The 16,203-nt window shown below is 70.7% G+C and carries 15 protein-coding genes and 1 tRNA gene; 10 read left to right on the top strand and 6 right to left on the bottom strand.

The window, feature by feature from the left end; all coding sequences use genetic code 11:
- Positions 1-104 precede the first annotated feature (104 nt).
- The gene (locus tag QK442_RS24035; RefSeq protein WP_282696186.1) at positions 105-1,472 is read left to right on the top strand and encodes an ArsA-related P-loop ATPase; all 1,368 of its coding nucleotides are present in this window, start codon (positions 105-107) and stop codon (positions 1,470-1,472) included.
- A gap of 24 nt (positions 1,473-1,496) precedes the next feature.
- On the opposite strand, the gene QK442_RS24040 is transcribed toward QK442_RS24035, so the two are convergent.
- Entirely contained in the window at positions 1,497-1,841 is a 345-nt protein-coding gene (locus QK442_RS24040; RefSeq protein ID WP_030749207.1) for a WhiB family transcriptional regulator, read from the bottom strand.
- Positions 1,842-2,227: 386 nt separating this feature from the next.
- Between QK442_RS24040 and QK442_RS24045 the strand changes: the two genes are divergently transcribed.
- Positions 2,228-4,468: a transglycosylase domain-containing protein gene (locus tag QK442_RS24045; RefSeq protein WP_282696121.1), complete on the top strand. Its 2,241-nt coding sequence runs from the start codon at positions 2,228-2,230 to the stop codon at positions 4,466-4,468.
- Positions 4,469-4,558: 90 nt separating this feature from the next.
- Here QK442_RS24045 and QK442_RS24050 read toward each other — a convergent pair whose 3' ends face one another.
- Entirely contained in the window at positions 4,559-5,023 is a 465-nt protein-coding gene (locus tag QK442_RS24050; protein ID WP_282696122.1) for a GatB/YqeY domain-containing protein, read from the bottom strand.
- Positions 5,024-5,097: 74 nt separating this feature from the next.
- Between QK442_RS24050 and QK442_RS24055 the strand changes: the two genes are divergently transcribed.
- The 4 genes from QK442_RS24055 to QK442_RS24070 all read left to right on the top strand — a co-directional run bounded on the left by QK442_RS24055 (position 5,098) and on the right by QK442_RS24070 (position 8,214).
- Positions 5,098-6,036, top strand: a complete 939-nt coding sequence (locus tag QK442_RS24055) for a metallophosphoesterase (RefSeq protein WP_282696123.1) — start codon at positions 5,098-5,100, stop codon at positions 6,034-6,036.
- Positions 6,037-6,116: 80 nt separating this feature from the next.
- Entirely contained in the window at positions 6,117-6,800 is a 684-nt protein-coding gene (locus QK442_RS24060) for a Pr6Pr family membrane protein (protein WP_282696124.1), read from the top strand.
- A 38-nt stretch (positions 6,801-6,838) separates the two neighbouring features.
- Positions 6,839-6,912, top strand: a tRNA-Pro gene (locus QK442_RS24065).
- Positions 6,913-7,149: 237 nt separating this feature from the next.
- On the top strand, positions 7,150-8,214 hold the full coding sequence (locus QK442_RS24070) for a hypothetical protein (protein WP_282696125.1): 1,065 nt from the start codon (positions 7,150-7,152) through the stop codon (positions 8,212-8,214).
- A 78-nt stretch (positions 8,215-8,292) separates the two neighbouring features.
- On the opposite strand, the gene QK442_RS24075 is transcribed toward QK442_RS24070, so the two are convergent.
- The 3 genes from QK442_RS24075 to QK442_RS24085 form a co-directional block, all read right to left on the bottom strand.
- Positions 8,293-9,798 (bottom strand): LacI family DNA-binding transcriptional regulator, encoded by a 1,506-nt coding sequence (locus QK442_RS24075; protein WP_282696126.1) that lies wholly within the window; start codon positions 9,796-9,798, stop codon positions 8,293-8,295.
- Positions 9,799-9,828: 30 nt separating this feature from the next.
- Positions 9,829-10,188 carry a DNA-binding protein gene (locus QK442_RS24080; protein WP_282696127.1) on the bottom strand — a complete coding sequence of 120 codons (360 nt, stop codon included), beginning with the start codon at positions 10,186-10,188 and terminating at the stop codon, positions 9,829-9,831.
- A 113-nt stretch (positions 10,189-10,301) separates the two neighbouring features.
- On the bottom strand, positions 10,302-10,586 hold the full coding sequence (locus QK442_RS24085) for a helix-turn-helix transcriptional regulator (protein WP_282696128.1): 285 nt from the start codon (positions 10,584-10,586) through the stop codon (positions 10,302-10,304).
- 266 nt (positions 10,587-10,852) lie between these two features.
- On the opposite strand from QK442_RS24085, the gene QK442_RS24090 reads away from it, so the two are divergent.
- The 4 genes from QK442_RS24090 (at position 10,853) to QK442_RS24105 (ending at position 15,535) form a co-directional block, all read left to right on the top strand.
- Positions 10,853-11,746, top strand: coding sequence for a hypothetical protein (locus tag QK442_RS24090; protein ID WP_282696187.1), 894 nt, complete (start codon positions 10,853-10,855; stop codon positions 11,744-11,746).
- A complete protein-coding gene (locus tag QK442_RS24095) occupies positions 11,743-12,438 on the top strand; it encodes an ATP-binding protein (protein WP_282696129.1) in 696 nt (231 codons plus the stop codon). Before QK442_RS24090 ends, QK442_RS24095 begins: the two co-directional genes overlap by 4 nt.
- A 1,077-nt stretch (positions 12,439-13,515) precedes the next feature.
- Positions 13,516-13,824: a plasmid mobilization relaxosome protein MobC gene (locus QK442_RS24100; RefSeq protein WP_349239678.1), complete on the top strand. Its 309-nt coding sequence runs from the start codon at positions 13,516-13,518 to the stop codon at positions 13,822-13,824.
- Positions 13,825-13,828: 4 nt separating this feature from the next.
- Positions 13,829-15,535: a relaxase/mobilization nuclease domain-containing protein gene (locus tag QK442_RS24105; RefSeq protein WP_282696130.1), complete on the top strand. Its 1,707-nt coding sequence runs from the start codon at positions 13,829-13,831 to the stop codon at positions 15,533-15,535.
- 215 nt (positions 15,536-15,750) lie between these two features.
- On the opposite strand, the gene QK442_RS24110 is transcribed toward QK442_RS24105, so the two are convergent.
- Positions 15,751-16,188, bottom strand: a complete 438-nt coding sequence (locus tag QK442_RS24110) for an NUDIX domain-containing protein (RefSeq protein WP_282696131.1) — start codon at positions 16,186-16,188, stop codon at positions 15,751-15,753.
- Positions 16,189-16,203: the final 15 nt, after the last annotated feature.

The following is a 16,203-nucleotide window of genomic DNA, read 5'->3' on the forward strand; positions in this document are numbered from 1 at the left end:
GAAGCGAGACCGGCGCCGTCCCGAACGGCACCAGGGCCGAGACCCGCGCCGCCTCGCACGGCACCGGAGGCGCGGCCGACCCCGTCTCGAACGGCCTGGACACCGTGCCCGCCTTGGAGATCGACCCGCTCCTCGACGACCGGGGCACCCGGATCATCGTCTGCTGCGGTTCCGGCGGGGTCGGCAAGACGACCACGGCGGCGGCGCTGGGCGTGCGGGCGGCGGAGCGGGGGCGGCGGGTGGTCGTCCTCACCATCGATCCGGCGCGCCGGCTCGCCCAGTCGATGGGCATCGACGCGCTCGACAACACCCCGCGCAAGGTGGACGGCATCAAGGGCTCCGACGGCGGGGAGCTGCACGCGATGATGCTGGACATGAAGCGGACCTTCGACGAGATCGTCGAGGCGCACGCCGATCCCGCGCGGGCGCGGGCGATCCTGGAGAACCCCTTCTACCAGTCCCTGTCGGCCGGTTTCGCCGGTACGCAGGAGTACATGGCGATGGAGAAGCTGGGCCAGCTGCGGGCCCGGGACGAGTGGGACCTGATCGTCGTCGACACCCCGCCGTCCCGCTCGGCGCTCGACTTCCTGGACGCGCCGAAGCGCCTTGGGTCCTTCCTGGACGGGAAGTTCATCAAGCTGCTGATGGCGCCGGCGAAGGTGGGCGGCCGGGCCGGGATGAAGTTCCTCAACGTCGGCATGTCGATGATGTCGGGGACGCTGGGGAAGCTGCTGGGGGGTCAGTTCCTGGTCGACGTGCAGACGTTCGTCTCCGCGATGGACACGATGTTCGGCGGTTTCCGGACGCGGGCGGACGCCACGTACCGGCTGCTCCAGGCGCCCGGCACGGCCTTCCTCGTCGTCGCGGCACCGGAGCGGGACGCGCTGCGGGAGGCGGCGTACTTCGTGGAGCGGCTGGCCGCCGAGGGCATGCCGCTGGCCGGTCTCGTCCTCAACCGGGTGCACGGCAGCGGGGCGGCGCGGCTCTCGGCCGAGCGGGCGCGGGCGGCCGCGGAAAATCTTGACGAGGGCCGCATGGTGGATCAGGGGGGCGGGAAGACTGGAGTGCGTGGCGCTCCGGCCGTCTCGCCCGGGCCGTCGCATCCCGCCACCGCCGCCGACTTCCCCGCACGCCCCTCCGCCGCATCCCAGGCTGCCCCCACAGCCGACGCGACGATCGAAGCGCACCGCAGCACCACCGAGCACGGCGACAGCGTGAACCCCAGCAGCACAGGCACAGGCATCGATCCCGCCCCCGGTCCCGACCTCGCCCGGCTGACCGCCGGTCTGCTCCGGCTGCATGCCGAGCGGATGCAGGTGCTCGCGCGCGAGCAGCGCACGCGCGACCGCTTCACGGCCCTCCACCCCGAGGTGGCGGTGACCGAGGTGGCCGCCCTGCCCGGCGATGTGCACGACCTCGCCGGGCTGCGGGCCATCGGTGAGCGCCTCTCCTCCCCGCGCGACCCGTCCTGACGGGACCTCACGGGACGGTCGGGGCTATCCGACCGCGGCGTACTCCTCGTACGTCGCGTCGTCCTGCATGGCGACGGGCAGCAGGCCCGCGCCGCGCTCGTACTCCGTGCGCGCGGTCTCCAGGAGCCGCCGCCACGAGGTGACCGTGGGGCGCCGGCGCAGCAGGGCACGGCGCTCGCGCTCCGTCATGCCGCCCCACACGCCGAACTCCACACGGTTGTCCAGGGCATCGGCGAGGCACTCGGTGCGCACCGGGCACCCGGTGCACACCGCCTTCGCCCTGTTCTGTGCCGCTCCCTGCACGAAAAGTTCATCCGGATCGGTAGTGCGGCAGGCCGCCTGCGCACTCCAGTCAGCTACCCAGCCCATACCGGCGCCGTCCTCTCCCGAATCGAGGCTCCCCCACGGCGGCAGCGGCATATTCACCGCTGCCAGTTGGGACGTTACGGAAGGTGGGGACAGCGCAACACCCCCTTCGGGCCCAATCTTGAATGGTCCGAACGGACTATGCGTGCGCGTCAGATCACCCAGGGGAGTGACCGAAGGACATGCGTGTGTTATGGGACACCCCACGACACACGCGCCGGAATCGGACATGCCTTGCCCGCGGATTCGGGGACGCGGGAACTCATGCCGGAAATCAGGCGAATGTCACGCATGGGGGTTGATACGGGACCGCACTCCTGTGACAGTTGTGAGCAGCTTAGGCCAAGGCATATACGCGTGTCCGGTGATTGAGAACGTAGGCTGCCCCCATGGCAAAGAAGCGCTCGGGCGGTGGTCTGACCGGGACCCAGCAGGCCGCCAAGTTCCTCGGTGTCAGTGTGCTCTCCGGAGCCGTGCTGGCGGGTATCGCCCTGCCCGCGGCCGGCGCACTGGGTCTGGCGGCGAAGGGGACGGTCGAGGGGTTCGACGAGATCCCCTCCAACCTGAAGACCCCGCCGCTCAGTCAGCGCACCACCATCCTGGACTCCGAGGGCGGGCTGATCGCCACCGTCTACTCCCGGGACCGCAAGGTGGTGCCGCTGGAGAAGATCTCCCCCTACATGCAGAAGGCGATCGTCGCGATCGAGGACGCGCGCTTCTACGAGCACGGGGCGGTCGACCTCAAGGGCGTGCTGCGCGCGATCAACAAGAACGCGCAGTCGGGCGGTGTCTCGGAGGGCGCGTCCACGCTCACCCAGCAGTACGTGAAGAACGTCTTCGTCGAGGAGGCCGGTGACGACCCGGAGAAGGTCGCGCAGGCCACCCAGCAGACGATCGGCCGCAAGGTCCGCGAACTGAAGTACGCGATCCAGGTCGAGGAGGAGCTGGGCAAGAAGAAGATCCTGGAGAACTACCTCAACATCACGTTCTTCGGGCAGCAGGCGTACGGCATCGAGGCCGCCTCGCAGCGCTACTTCTCCAAGCCCGCCGCGAAGCTCGACCTGGGCGAGGCCGCGATGATGGCCGGTCTGGTGCAGTCGCCGAGCCGCTTCGACCCCATCAACGACCTGGAGGAAGCCACCAAGCGGCGCAACATCGTCCTCCAGCGCATGGCGGACGTCGGCGACATCAGCCAGGCCGAGATGGAGAAGGCCAAGGCCGCCCCCATCAAGCTGAAGGTGAAGACGCCGAGGAACGGCTGCATCACCGCCGTCGAGGGCTCCGGCTTCTTCTGCGACTACGTCCGCAAGACGATCCTGACCAATCCGGTCTTCGGCAAGACCGTCGAGGAGCGGCAGAAGCTGTGGAACCTGGGCGGTCTGACCATCCGGACCACCCTCGACCCGAAGGCGCAGGCCGCCGCCAACGAGGCCGCGATCGCGAAGGTCAACAAGGACGACCCGGTCGCCGCCGCCGTCGTCCAGGTCCAGCCGGGCACCGGCAGGATCCTGTCGATGGGCCAGTCCCGCCCGTACGGTCTGGACCAGAAGAAGCACGAGACGACGCTCAACCTCGCCGTCGGCAGCAAGATGGGCGGCACGACGTACGGCTTCCCGGTCGGCTCGACCTTCAAGCCGATCACGGCCGCCGCCGCCCTGGAGCAGGGGCTGAGCCCCGCCACGAGCTACGACACGCCGTGGAAGATCTCGTTGAAGAAGAGTGACTACAAGCGCTGCGACGGCAAGCCCGCGGACTACGGTGACTGGTCGGTCCAGAACGAGCTCAAGTCGGAGAAGGGGGCGTACGACATGACGAGCGCCCTCGGCAAGTCCATCAACACCTACTTCGCCAAGCTGGAGCTGACGGTCGGCCTCTGCGAGACGCTGACGATGGCGAAGAAGGTCGGCTACGAGCGCGAGCTGGGCAAGCCGATGGAGCAGAGCCCGTCCGCGACCCTCGGCTCCCTGGAGAGCACCCCGCTCGACATGGCAAACGTCTACGCGACTTTCGCCAACCGCGGCATCTACTGCGTCCCGGTGGTCATCGACTCCATCAGGGCCGCCAACGGCGACAAGCTGAACGTGCCGCAGACCAAGTGCACGCGTGCGATGTCCGACCGCACCGCAGACATGATCAACCAGATGCTGAAGGGTGTGGTCGAGGACGGCACCGGTACGCGGGCAGGTCTGAGCGACCGGGACAACGCGGGCAAGACCGGTACCACCGAGGGCCGCAAAGACGCCTGGTTCGTCGGCTACACCCCGGACCTGTCCACCGCCGTCTGGGTCGGCGACGACGTCGGCGAGCGCGAGGAGATGTTCAACCTCACCATCGGCGGCGTCTACTACGACAAGGTCTGCGGCGGCTGCCTCCCCGGTCCGATCTGGCGGATCGCGATGACCGGCGCACTCGGCGACGACAAGCCGTCCTTCGTCGACATCGCCGTCCCGCGGGCCGAGAAGCCGAAGGACCCGAAGAGGGACGAGAAGCGGGACGACGACAAGCCGCGCAAGCGGGGCGACGACAAGCCGGGCGACCAGCCGACCAACCCCTTCCCGGACATCACGTTCCCCGGTCTGACCGGCGGCGACGCCACCCGGCCGGGCAACGGCCGCGGCGGCCGCGACTAGCGAGGCGGGGAAGAGAGCAAGAGGGCGCCCCCACCGGAAACCGAACCGGATCCGGTGGGGGCGCCCTTCTCGTACGCGTGCGTCCCGGGCTCAGCCCGCCAGGAGCTTCTTCACCGCGGCGGCGACCCGGCCGCCCTCGGCCTGGCCCGCGACCTTCGGGTTCACGATCTTCATGACGGCGCCCATGGCGCGCGGGCCCTCGGCTCCGGCGGCCTTCGCCTCCTCGACGGCGGCGGCGACGATCCCCTCCAGCTCCTCGTCGGAGAGCTGCTTCGGCAGGTACGCGTCGAGGACGAGGCCCTCCGCCCGCTCGCGCTCGGCCGACTCGGCGCGACCGCCCTGCTCGAAGGCGTCCGCGGCCTCGCGCCGCTTCTTCGCCTCCTTGGCGATCACCTTCTGCACCTCGTCGTCGGAGAGTTCGCGCTTGGTCTTGCCCGCGACCTCCTCCTTGGTGATCGCGGCGATGGTCAGCCGCAGGGTCGAGGAGCGCAGCTCGTCGCGCTCCTTGATCGCGGCGTTGAGGTCGTCCTGAAGCCTTGCCTTGAGCGTGGTCATGGCATCAAGTGTGGCAGGTGCCGGGTCCGTACCGCCCGTGCATTTACGCCCCCCGGGTCTGGAACGATGGGGGGATGCGCGCACGGTACGGCATCCCCCTGAAGATCACGGCGGGCGTCGCGGCGACCGCCGCGGCCGGACTCGTCTACGCGGCGGGCTTCGAGGCCCGGTCCTTCCGGCTCCGCCGGGTGACCGTCCCCGTCCTCCCGCCGGGCATGGACGACCTGCGGGTCCTCCAGGTCTCCGACGTCCACATGGTGTGCGGCCAGCGCAAGAAGCGCGCCTGGCTGCAGAAGCTCGCCGGGCTCCGCCCCGACTTCGTCGTGAACACCGGCGACAACCTCTCCGACACCGACGCCGTGCCGGAGCTCCTCGACGCGCTGGGCCCGCTGATGGAGTTCCCCGGCGTGTACGTCTTCGGCTCCAACGACTACTACGGCCCCCGACTGCGCAACCCCGCCCGCTACCTGCTGGAGAAGGCGCAGGGCCGGCACGGGCTCAACGGCAACAAGCCGGTCGTCGGCGCCGTGCACAACCCCTGGGAGGGCATGAAGGAGGCCTTCGACGCGGCCGGCTGGGTGGACCTCACCAACACCCGCGGCCGGCTCAAGCTGCCCCAGGGCGACCTGGCCTTCACCGGCCTCGACGACCCGCACATCAAGCGGGACCGGTACGAGCGGGTGGCCGGCGGCCCCGACGCGTCGGCGGACTTCTCCCTGGGCGTCGTGCACGCCCCGTACCTGCGCGCCCTCGACGCCTTCGCCTCCGACGGCTACGGGCTGGTGCTCGCCGGGCACACCCACGGCGGGCAGCTGCGCGTCCCCTTCCACGGGGCCCTCGTCACCAACTGCGACCTGGACACCGACCGCGCGAGGGGCCTCTCCACCCACACCGCCGGCGACCACACCTCCTACCTGCACGTCTCGGCGGGCTGCGGCACCAACCGCTACACGCCGGTCCGCTTCGCCTGCCCGCCCGAGGCGACACTGCTGACCCTGACGGCCCACGCCTGAACGCCATGGCCCCGTGCCCCTGTGATCCGTGACTCCGTGACTCCGTACGGGGGTGGGGGCGCCCCCGTACGGTGAGCGGCATGCCGAATCGTCTCGCCGCCGTCGTACGCGGTCTGATCGCCCTGGCCGCGGCCACCGGCATCACGATCGACTGCGTCCAGGGCGACCCGCTGGTCGTCTTCAGCTTCTTCACGATCTGGTCCAACACCGCCGTCGCCGTCGTCCTCGGCCTGGGCGCCGCCCGCGCCTGGACCGGCCGGCCGCCGCTGCCCGCCGTGTGGAGCGGCGGAGCGCTGCTCTGCATCTGCGTCGTGGGGCTCGTCTTCCACCTGGTGCTCGCCAACCCGTCGAGCCCCTTCAACCAGGCCGCCGCCGTCGACGCGCTCACCGGCGCCCGGGCCGTCTCCAACCAGCTCCTGCACACCGTCACCCCGCTCGGCGTCGCCCTGGACTGGCTGCTGCTCACCCACCCCGGCGCCTTCCGCCCCCGCTTCGCGGCCCTCTGGCTCGCCGCCCCCGGCGCGTACCTGCTCTTCGCCCTCGCCCGCGGCGCCCTGCTGCCCGCCGACGCCCGGACCCGGTACACGTACCCCTTCCTCGACGTCGCCGCCCACGGCTACGCCGGCGTCCTGGTCAACGCCCTCGCCCTCGGTCTCGCCTTCTCCGCCCTCGGCCTCCTCCTCGTCCTGGCCGACCGCTTCCGACCTGCGGTGGCGGGCCGCCGTAACCGGATTTCGTCTCTGGGCGCGGGTGGGCTAAAGTAATCGATGTCGCCGCGACGTGAAGAACAGAGCAGCGACATCGGGGTGTAGCGCAGCTTGGCAGCGCGCTTCGTTCGGGACGAAGAGGTCGTGGGTTCAAATCCCGCCACCCCGACAGAGTATGACCAGGTCAGGGGCCTGATTCGAGAGATCGAATCAGGCCCCTGACTGGCTTTGTAGATCGTTTGGGAGAAATCTGGGAGACGATCTTGGTCGGGGTCTCCCGGCAGGGAGCGAGTGGCGCCGCGCTCAGCAGATGACGCGCTGTCCGGCGACGTACGCGCTCGCGAAGCCTCCATTGTCAGTGGCGCGGCCTAGCCTGGGTGGATCAGTACCCCCCAGGAGGCCCCGGTTGGCTGGATTCAAGATCGACAGGCGCGGCATCGAGAAGATGCAGAAGGAGATCGCCAAGGAGTTCGAGCGGGCGAACCGGAAGTACCCCGTGCGCGTCCCCATCGAGCTCGACGCTCCACGCCTGGGTGCTCTGGCGCTCTCCAGCGCAAGCGGGATCGAGAGCGACCCCTACCTGTCCCGTCTCCTCGTCTGGCTGTACGACGCCTCCCGTCGGGACCCCGGTCGCTTCGTCGACGTAGCCGACTTCCTCGAACGCGAGGGGCTTCCCGTCGACGAGGCCGCCGAGATGGCGCTGCGTCTGAAGAGGCTCGGGCTCGTACGCGTCGTGGAGACCTTCGGCGGCGGGGACTCGGAGGTTTATCCCACGGACGACGGCGTGCTGGAGGCCAAGCGTCTTCTCGACCTCCGCACCGACGCCGTCGCCCGCTTCCGGCACGCCTGTGACGTGCTGTTGCAGTGGGTGCTGCGTACCGGCGGACGGGACTCGGCCGTCGCGGTCGTGTCCTACGCCGACGACCCGCAGTGCACCTTCGCCGGGGTCCCACTGACCGAGGACGAGGCTCTCGGCGCGCTGGACTATCTGGCTGACCACAGCCTCGTGCAGATCCATTCCACCGACAACGGCGCCATGGTCGGAATCACCTCGGCCGGCACACGTTGCGTACTCGCCGGAGGAAGCGTGAACGACCACCTGAACCGCCAGCCGAAGGGCGGCGACACCTACAACATCACCCAATCACAGGGCTTCGTCGTCGGCTCCCAGGAGCACGTCGTCCAGCACAACCACATCGGCCTCGACGCGTCCAAGCTGGCGGAGTTCGCCCAGATGGTCAGACAGTTCGCACCCGCCCTTGGCACGGCCGATGGTCAGCGGGACCAGATCATCATGGACGCCGAGGTGCTGGAGGAGGCGGCGACCGCAGACCAGCCCGAACCGGGCAGGGTCCGCGCCGCATACGAACGGCTGCAGACGGCACTCACGGACATCGGCACGGCGACTCCCGGACTGGCCATGCTCGTAGAGGCTGGCCAGAGCGCGTTCCAGGCGGCCTTCGGCGGCTGACTCCGCAGCGGAGCCGAGCCTTCCGCGCCGCGTCTGCCGGCACGATGCGACCAACGCCGCCGCCCTTGACACCGCTCCTCACGCCGCGAGCGCGAGGAGCCGGTCCAGCACGCGTACCGGCGAGTGGGGGCACATCGCGCGGCGGGCGGCGAGGGCCGTCTCCCACTGCTCGGTCAGGCCGACGAGAAGGCGGCGGCGCATGCCTGGGGTGACGTGCGCGTAGCGGGCCGAGACGGAGCCGTCGAGGTGGCCCATTCGCTCGTCCATGAGGACCTTCTCCGTGCCCAAGTCCTCCATGACGGTGCGGTGGGTGTGACGCAGGCCGTGCGGGGTGAGGCCCTTGGCGACGGGGAGCCAGCAGGCGTCGGCACGCTGGCTCGCGCCACGGCCTCGGGCGGGGACGCCGGGCCAGGGTTCGCCCAGGAGCGGAACGGGGCGCGGCTCCTGGGGTGCCTTCTTCGGGTACCAGCCGGTGGCGGCGGGCTGGAAGAGCCAGGTGGCGAAGCCGTTGCGGCGCCAGTGGGCGGCCTCGTGGGCGGGCGCAGCGTTACGGACGAAGCCGAGTTCGGCGACGGCGAGTTCGACCTGGGCGCGCGTCTCCTCCCGTACGCGTTCGGGGTGGTTGAGCACGTTGGAGACCGTGCCGGTGGACACGCTCGCACGGCGGGCGACGTCGACGAGCTTCGCGCCGCCGTGTCCGCTGGTGCGGGCCGCTCCTTGGCCCCGGAAGACGTACGTCTTGCCGTGGCAGGGGCACGGGACCGGCTTCGTACGGGCGATGTGGTCGGCGACGAGGGCCGAGAGCCAGTCCGTGGCGTCGATGGTGCGGTAGCTGTCGTCCTTCGGCGGCACGCGCACCAGCTCGCCGGTGTCGAGCTCGTACAACTGCCATTCGACGCGGACGGTGCCAGGGCGCGCGTACTCGGTCTCCAGGCCGACGATCTCGCCCCATCGCATGCCGGTGTACGTCTTGAGGATCACGGCCACGAACTCGTCGTCCCGTCCGGAGAGGAGGGCAGCTCGCTCGGCAAGCAGCAGGGCACCGAGCGGATCGATGATGACCTTCTCGGGGCCGCGGTCGCGGGAGCGGCCGGCGCGCTTGCCGCGTCCGCGCCGGCGGGCGGCCGGGTTGGACGTGATCAGGCCCTCGTCGATCGCGTCCTCAAGGATGAGGTGCAGGGTCGAACGCCAGGTCTTCACGCTGGAGGCGGCGTACACGGCCCTCTCCTCCTTCTCCCACCGCTCCACGTCCGAGCGGAGAATGCCCGCGAGGGCCTTGCCCGCGAAGGTGGGAAGCAGGTGCTCCTCGATGTGGCGGCGGTAGTTCTGCATCGTGGACGCGGCCAGGTCCTGGACGGCGTACCAGCGGCTGGCGTACTCGCCGAAGGTCTCCTGGCCGGCGGACGGATCCCGCCACTCGCCACGGCGGACGGCGACCTCCTCGGCGTCCGCCGCCTGCTTGGCGTCGCGCTTGGTGGCGAACTTGACCACGGCGCCCGTCGGATCGGAGACGGTGCCGTACTTGCCGTCGGCCTGCTTGAACCGGCCCCTCCAGTAGGTGGCGCGCTTCTCCGCGTACCCCAAGTGTTCCCTCCCTTCTGTCGCTGAGGCTGTCTAGGCGGTGATGTCGTACTTGGCCTGCGACTGGGCCTGAGGCAGGGCCTTGAGCAGTCGGCGCGGGGGCCGGGCGGTGAGCGCGGGCGCGGTCGGGACGGCGCGGGGCTCGCGGTGGGACGGCGCGGGGGCGGGCGGGGCGGGTCGCTGCGGCGCACGTGCGGGGAATTCCTCGTGAAGCCGCACGATTTCCGCGACGTGTTCCGCGGTGAAGCGATAGGCCCCGCCCACATAGGCGAAGGGAACGAGGCGGCGCCGGGCGCGCTCTTTGACCCACCAGACGGAACAGCCGAGGGCTTCGGCGACCTCTCGGGCTGAGTGGAGGCGAGGAAGTGCGGAGGATATTCGAGGAGCGGACAACGAGGGATTTCCAATCCGGGGACTCGACAAGAGATCCCCATAACGGGCAGGCGGGTTCGACGACAGGACAATGATGCAGAGAATTCCCGGTTTGGCTAACCGGCGATCGTCGGCTATGTTTCGCCCGCCCCGGCCACCCTTGGGGGTGCGAGAGCGCCAGCGAGAAGGGCCTGCGGGGCGACCCCGAGGGCCGCGGCGATGGCGACGAGGTCGTCGATGTCGCAGCGGCGGACGGTGCGTTCGATGCGGGAGAGCGCGGTGAAGGTCATGGGGCGGCCGAGGGCGGTGACGCGGGCGGCGAGCTGGCGCTGGGAGTAGCCGCGGGTGGTGCGGGTGCGTTCGATGGCGTGGGCGGCGGCGTGTCCGGCGGGTCCGATTTCGAGGGGGCGTGGCGGCATGGGTGGTGTTGTAGCTTGCGCGCCTACCGGTCCGGAAGGGCATTCCTGTCTGCCGTGAGCGATGCGGATCACACGGCGATTTCCGGCGATGGTTTCGTCAACCGGGATTTCTGGTCTACGGTCACCGGGCCACGGGCGAGACGACTTGTGAAGGGTTCCAGAACCAAGTCTGGACTTTCACGCACCGGGTGTGGCTGTGTTGTCCACGCACCCCGGCGCCGCCGGATTCCCTGCCCCTTCCCGATTTCGAATTGTGGTCGATCGACATCGCCCGTATCCGCACCATCAAGCCCGAGGCGTTCGCGTCGGAGTCCCTCGCGTCCGTGTCCCTGTCCGCCGAGCGGACCTTCTTCGGCCTGCTCACCCAGGCCGACGACCAGGGCCGCCTCCGCGACCAGGCCGCCGTCATCGCCGGCCAGCTGTGGTCGCTCCGCCGCGAACACGGCCCGGTGGAGGTCGAGGACGACCTCACCCAGCTCGACGGGGCCGGGCTGATCTGCCGCTACGAGGGCGACGACGGCAAGCGGTACCTGCACATCGTCACCTTCGCCAAGCACCAGAAGATCAACCGCCCGAGTGGCGTCCGCAATCCCCCGTGCCCGCACCACGACCTCGGCGTTCCGCGTGAGACCTCACCGCGGGTGCCCGGAGCGGTCACGGAGCACACCGTGACTCGACAGGGAGGACTCACGGAGACATCCGTGAACGTCGAATCCGCAGGTCAGAGCGGATTCCGTGAGTCCTCGCCGCAGACGCGGGGAGGACTCACGGAGCCTGCGGTGAGCCCTCACGGTCCGGATCTAGGACCTAGGAACAGGGATCTAGGAACTACCCCGTTGGGGGGCGCGAGCGCCCCCGCGCCGCAGACGGTCTCGGCGAAGGACCTGATCGGCGAGTACGCCGCCGCCTGTACCCACCGCCCGCCGCAGGACGTCCTCGGCCACCTCGGCCGCGAGGCGAAGAAGCTCCTCGACGAGGGCATCGACGCCAACCACGTACGGGCGGGTCTCGCACAGCACCGGGCCAAGGGCCTGCACCCGAGCACCCTGCCCAGCCTCGTCCACGAGGCCATGAACGCCTCCACGCCCACGTCCGCCGCCACCCACCGGCCGTGGACCAACCCCGCCGACGTCGCCGCAGCCTACGGAGGTGACCTGTGACCGCCACCCTCACCCGGGACCCGCACCAGGTCGGCCGGATCGCCGACCGACTCGGTGCCATCCTGACCCAGCGGGGCATCGGCCCCACCGCCGCCACGCACGAGCCGCCGCCGGAGCCCGGCACCGCACTGGAGCTGGCCGACGCCCGCATCCCCGCCCGCTACCGGCGCGCCCTGACCGACCACCACCACGTCACCGCCTGGGTCGACGAGATCGCCCGCGCCGGCCGCCCCGGACCGGCAGGCGCACCGGGAATCTCAGAGGGATCCTCCCTGCTGATCGCCGGCCCCACCGGCACCGGCAAGACTCACCAGGCATACGGCGCCATCCGCGCCCTCCTCGCCGCCGGGGTCCGCCTGCGCTGGGAGGCCGTCACCGCCGCCGACCTGTACGCCCGCCTGCGTCCCCGCTCCGGCTTCGACAGCGAACGCGAGCTGCAGGCCCTGGCACGCTGCCCGCTGCTGCTCCTGGACGACCTCGGCGCGGCCAAGACCAGCGAGTGGACCGAGGAGCTCACCTACCGGCTGATCAACCACCGGTACGAGCACCTGCGCCCCACCCTGATCACCACCAACCTCCCCACCGCCGACCTCCGCACCGCCCTCGGGGACCGTGTCGCCTCTCGCCTCGCCGAGATGACCGAACGCGTCATCCTCGACGGCCCCGACCGCAGACGCCACCCCGCGCCCTGACCTCCCGGGCCGTCCGGCGTCCTCCTCGCCCTCACCCGCCCGCCCACCCTGGTCCGCCCCCGGCGCGGCCAGCCCAAGGGAGACACCGCATAACACGACTGCCCGGCCCTCACCTGAGGCACGGGACCACCACGCGGTCCCCGGTCCCCGGCCCGCGGGGACCCTGACAGATCCAGCGGAGGACCGTCCGCGGGGACCGATCCCGCCGAAAACGGGGACCGCCCCCGTCCGACCACGGGACCGTCCCTGCCCGCGGGGACCGTCCCCCTGACGATCCGTCGGTCCCCGACGCGCGTGGGGACCGGGCTCCGGCCGGAGGTCACGGCAGACCGGGGACCGGGGACCGTGAAGACCTGCGCCGGGGACCGACGAGGCTGGTGGGACCGGGGTGCAACCTGCAGCCACAGGCACGAAACCGCTACTCAGGGCGCCACGAGGCCGGTCCCCCCTGCGGCACGCGAGCCGGTCTCGGGGGATCTCACCCGCGGGAACCGTCCCGCTTCGGTCCCCTACGGAACGAGATGACACCGAGAAAGGACACCGGCCCGGGACCGGCCAAGGCGGAGACCGTCCCCGCTACGTGGCGGTCCCGGACACGGGACCACCCGCGGGGACCGATGCCTCTGGGGGACCGGTCCCACGGAGCGGGGACGGGGCGCCAAGGGACCAGAAACGGGGACCGAGCACGGTGGCCTACCCGCCGACGCCGACGGAGCCCGCAGCCGTCCGGCCCGTCTGCACCCGTCACCGCGTGAATGCCCTCACCAGCCATCCGCGCGACGAAGAAAGGCACAGAGACCAAACATGCACGACCCACACCATGAACTCCGCACCACTCAGCAGGAGATGACCACCCGCCTCAACCGCGCAGCAAGTTGTCGGCTATGGAGTCCTTACCCGGCCTCCGCCCCAGGGGAGGCGGAGGCTTCCGGCGCCGAGGGGGCGCCGGGGTCGGCCGGCCCGGGGGAGCCGACTCGGGGAGAAGCCGCGTCGCCGCCTGCGCCGCGCCGCCGTCTTCGCGAGCCCACGCTGCGCGAGAAGCGCGTCCACCCGCGCTACAGCGACGACGAGTTCACCTTGCTCGCGACAGCCGCTCACCTCAGCCACATGCCGGTCGGCGGTTACGTCGCCGAGACGTCGCTCGCCGCCGCCCGCTCCGACGACCCCACCGCCGCCGTCGCCGACTACCGGGCCATGGTCAAGGCGCTGATGGCCGCGAACGGGCAACTCGGCAAAATCGGCGGCAACCTCAACCAGCTCGCCTGGCACCTCAATAAGGACGGGGCATGGCCCGCTTCGGACATCGTGACGCGGCTCCTTGACCGGATCGAGGCGTCGATCGCCGAAATCGACATGGCCGTCGCCCAGGTGACCTCGGGGCGGTGACCACGTGATCCCGAAGATCATCCTTGGCAAGGGCGACCGCGCCACACGTCGCCTGATCGGCTACCTCTACGGGCCGGGCTCCGCCAACGAGCACACCGACCCGCACCTGGTCGCGTCCTGGAACGGCTTCGCCCCCGACCCCGGCCGCAGCCCCCACCGCAACCCGAAACAGGTCGAGGAGCAGCTCGCCGCGCAGCTCGACCAGCCCGTGAAGATGCTCGGCGACAAGGCACCGACGACCACGGTGTGGCACTGCCCGGTCCGCGCCGCGCCCGAGGACCCGATCCTGACCGACGCCCAGTGGGCGGACGTCGCCCGCCGGATCGTGGCCGCCGCCGGCATCGCGCCCGAAGGCGACGAGGAAGCCTGCCGCTGGGTCGCGGTCCGCCACGCCGACGACCACATCCACATCGCCGCCACCCTCGTACGTCAGGACGGCCGCCGCCCCCGCCGCGACCACGACATCCGCGCCGTCCAACGCGAAGCCCGCAAGATCGAAGCCGACCTCGGCCTGCGCCGCCTCAACCCCGGCGACGGCACCGCCTCCAAACGCCCCACCAGCAAGGAACACTTCAAGGCCAAACGCCAAGGCCAGGACACCACCACCCGCGAGATCCTGCGCCAGCGCGTCCGCCGGGCGGTGGCCGCAGCCTCCAGCGAGAAGGAGTTCTTCGCGCTCCTGGAAGTGACCGGCGTGGACGTACGTCCCAAGACCGGTCCGTCCGGCGACATCCTCGGCTACAGCGTCGCCCTGCCCGGCGACCTCAACAAGCACGGCGAACCGGTGTGGTTCTCCGGCTCCACCCTCGCCGGCGACCTCTCCCTGCCCAAGATCCGCCACCGCCTCACCGACACCGGCGCCGAACCGGTCACCGCCCCGCCGACCGACCCCTGGCACCAGGCCACCGCCGCCACCGAACGCATCCCCCACCACCTCACCCACAGCAGCGACCCCATCGCCCAAGGCCAGCTCGTCGCCCTCGGCGGAACCCTCGACCTCCTGCCCCTCACCGCCCCGGCCTCGGCAAGGAGCGAACTCGAACGGGCCGCCGCCCTCTTCGAGCGCGCCACCCGCTCCCGCATCACCGCCGACCTCGACAGCGCCCGCGCCCTGCACCGCAGCGTCCAGACGATCCTGCACACCCCCGCCCCGACACGCGACGGAGCCGGCCTGGCGATGCTCCTGGACGCCGCCCTCATCGCCGTGGCCTTCGCGAAGCACTGGCACCGCAAGCACCAGCACGCCCAGCAGGAAGCGGCAGCGAGGCAGACCCTCGTCCACCTCCAGACCGCGTACACCCAGGTCGCCGTCCCGGTCCTTCACGACCTTGCCCGCCGCACCCCCGGCATGCAGACCAAGCAGCGCTACGCCCGACACCTCCAGCAGGCCGTCCCCGAACACGCCGACCGCATCCTCCAGGACCCCGCCTGGGACGCCCTCGCCACCGCCCTCGCCAACGCGGAAACGGCCGGCCACAACCCGACCACCCTCCTCGACCAGGCCCTCGGCCAACGCACCCTCGACGACGCCCGCAACCCCGCCCGCACCCTCACCTGGCGCATCCACCGCCTCGGCCAACGCCACGCACCCGGCCCCCGAGCCCAGGCAGCCATGGCCCGCAGCACCACGCACCGGCCCACCACCCCGACGCACCCGTCGGCCGCCGCACCAGCCACCGTGCAGCAGCCAGCTCACATGCGTCGGCGTTGACCGGCCGACCTGTTCCGCTCCGAGAGGGACAGGCCGCAACCTGTTCATTTTCTGAACGGCGGCCACGTTCATTTTCTGAACGGCCGCCCGTTCATTTTGTGAACAGGGCGGCCGTCGCCAGCAAGCGTGGTGCCGAGCCGGCAGCACACGGGAACGCCATCAGGGTCGGCATATCTCAAAGCCGACCCCGATGGCGCGTTGGCGTACTCGAAGGCTCAGAGTGATGCCTCGGCCCTGAGGGTTCCGGCGCTGATGGCTCCCCGCAGGACGTCGGCGATCTCCTCGGGCTTGAGGTCGATGCCGTCGAGCCCCTCCAGGGTCAGCGGGATCTCCTCCAGCGCGTACTCACCGCGGCCCTCGGCGCTGAACTCAGGACCGGTGCGGTCGTCGAAGGACCAGGTGGCGATGCGGGCCAGGTAGAAGAGCTGGCGCTCGTCGTCGGTCTCCATCGTGTGGAGAAGGCGGATGATGTCGGCCTTCCCCGCGACCTCCTCGTGGATCTCCCGATGGAGGGCGGCCTCCCGGGACTCGTCGCCGGGTTCGACGCCGCCACCGGGCAGGACCCAGTACTCGGGGATGCCGGGCCTGGTGCGGCGGATGACCAGCATCGTGTCGTCGGCGGTGACGAGGACGGCACGGACTCGTTCGATCATTTCGGTTGTTCTCCT

Origin of the sequence: Streptomyces sp. CC208A (assembly GCF_030010625.1) — a bacterium.
Taxonomy (GTDB): Bacteria; Actinomycetota; Actinomycetes; order Streptomycetales; family Streptomycetaceae; genus Streptomyces.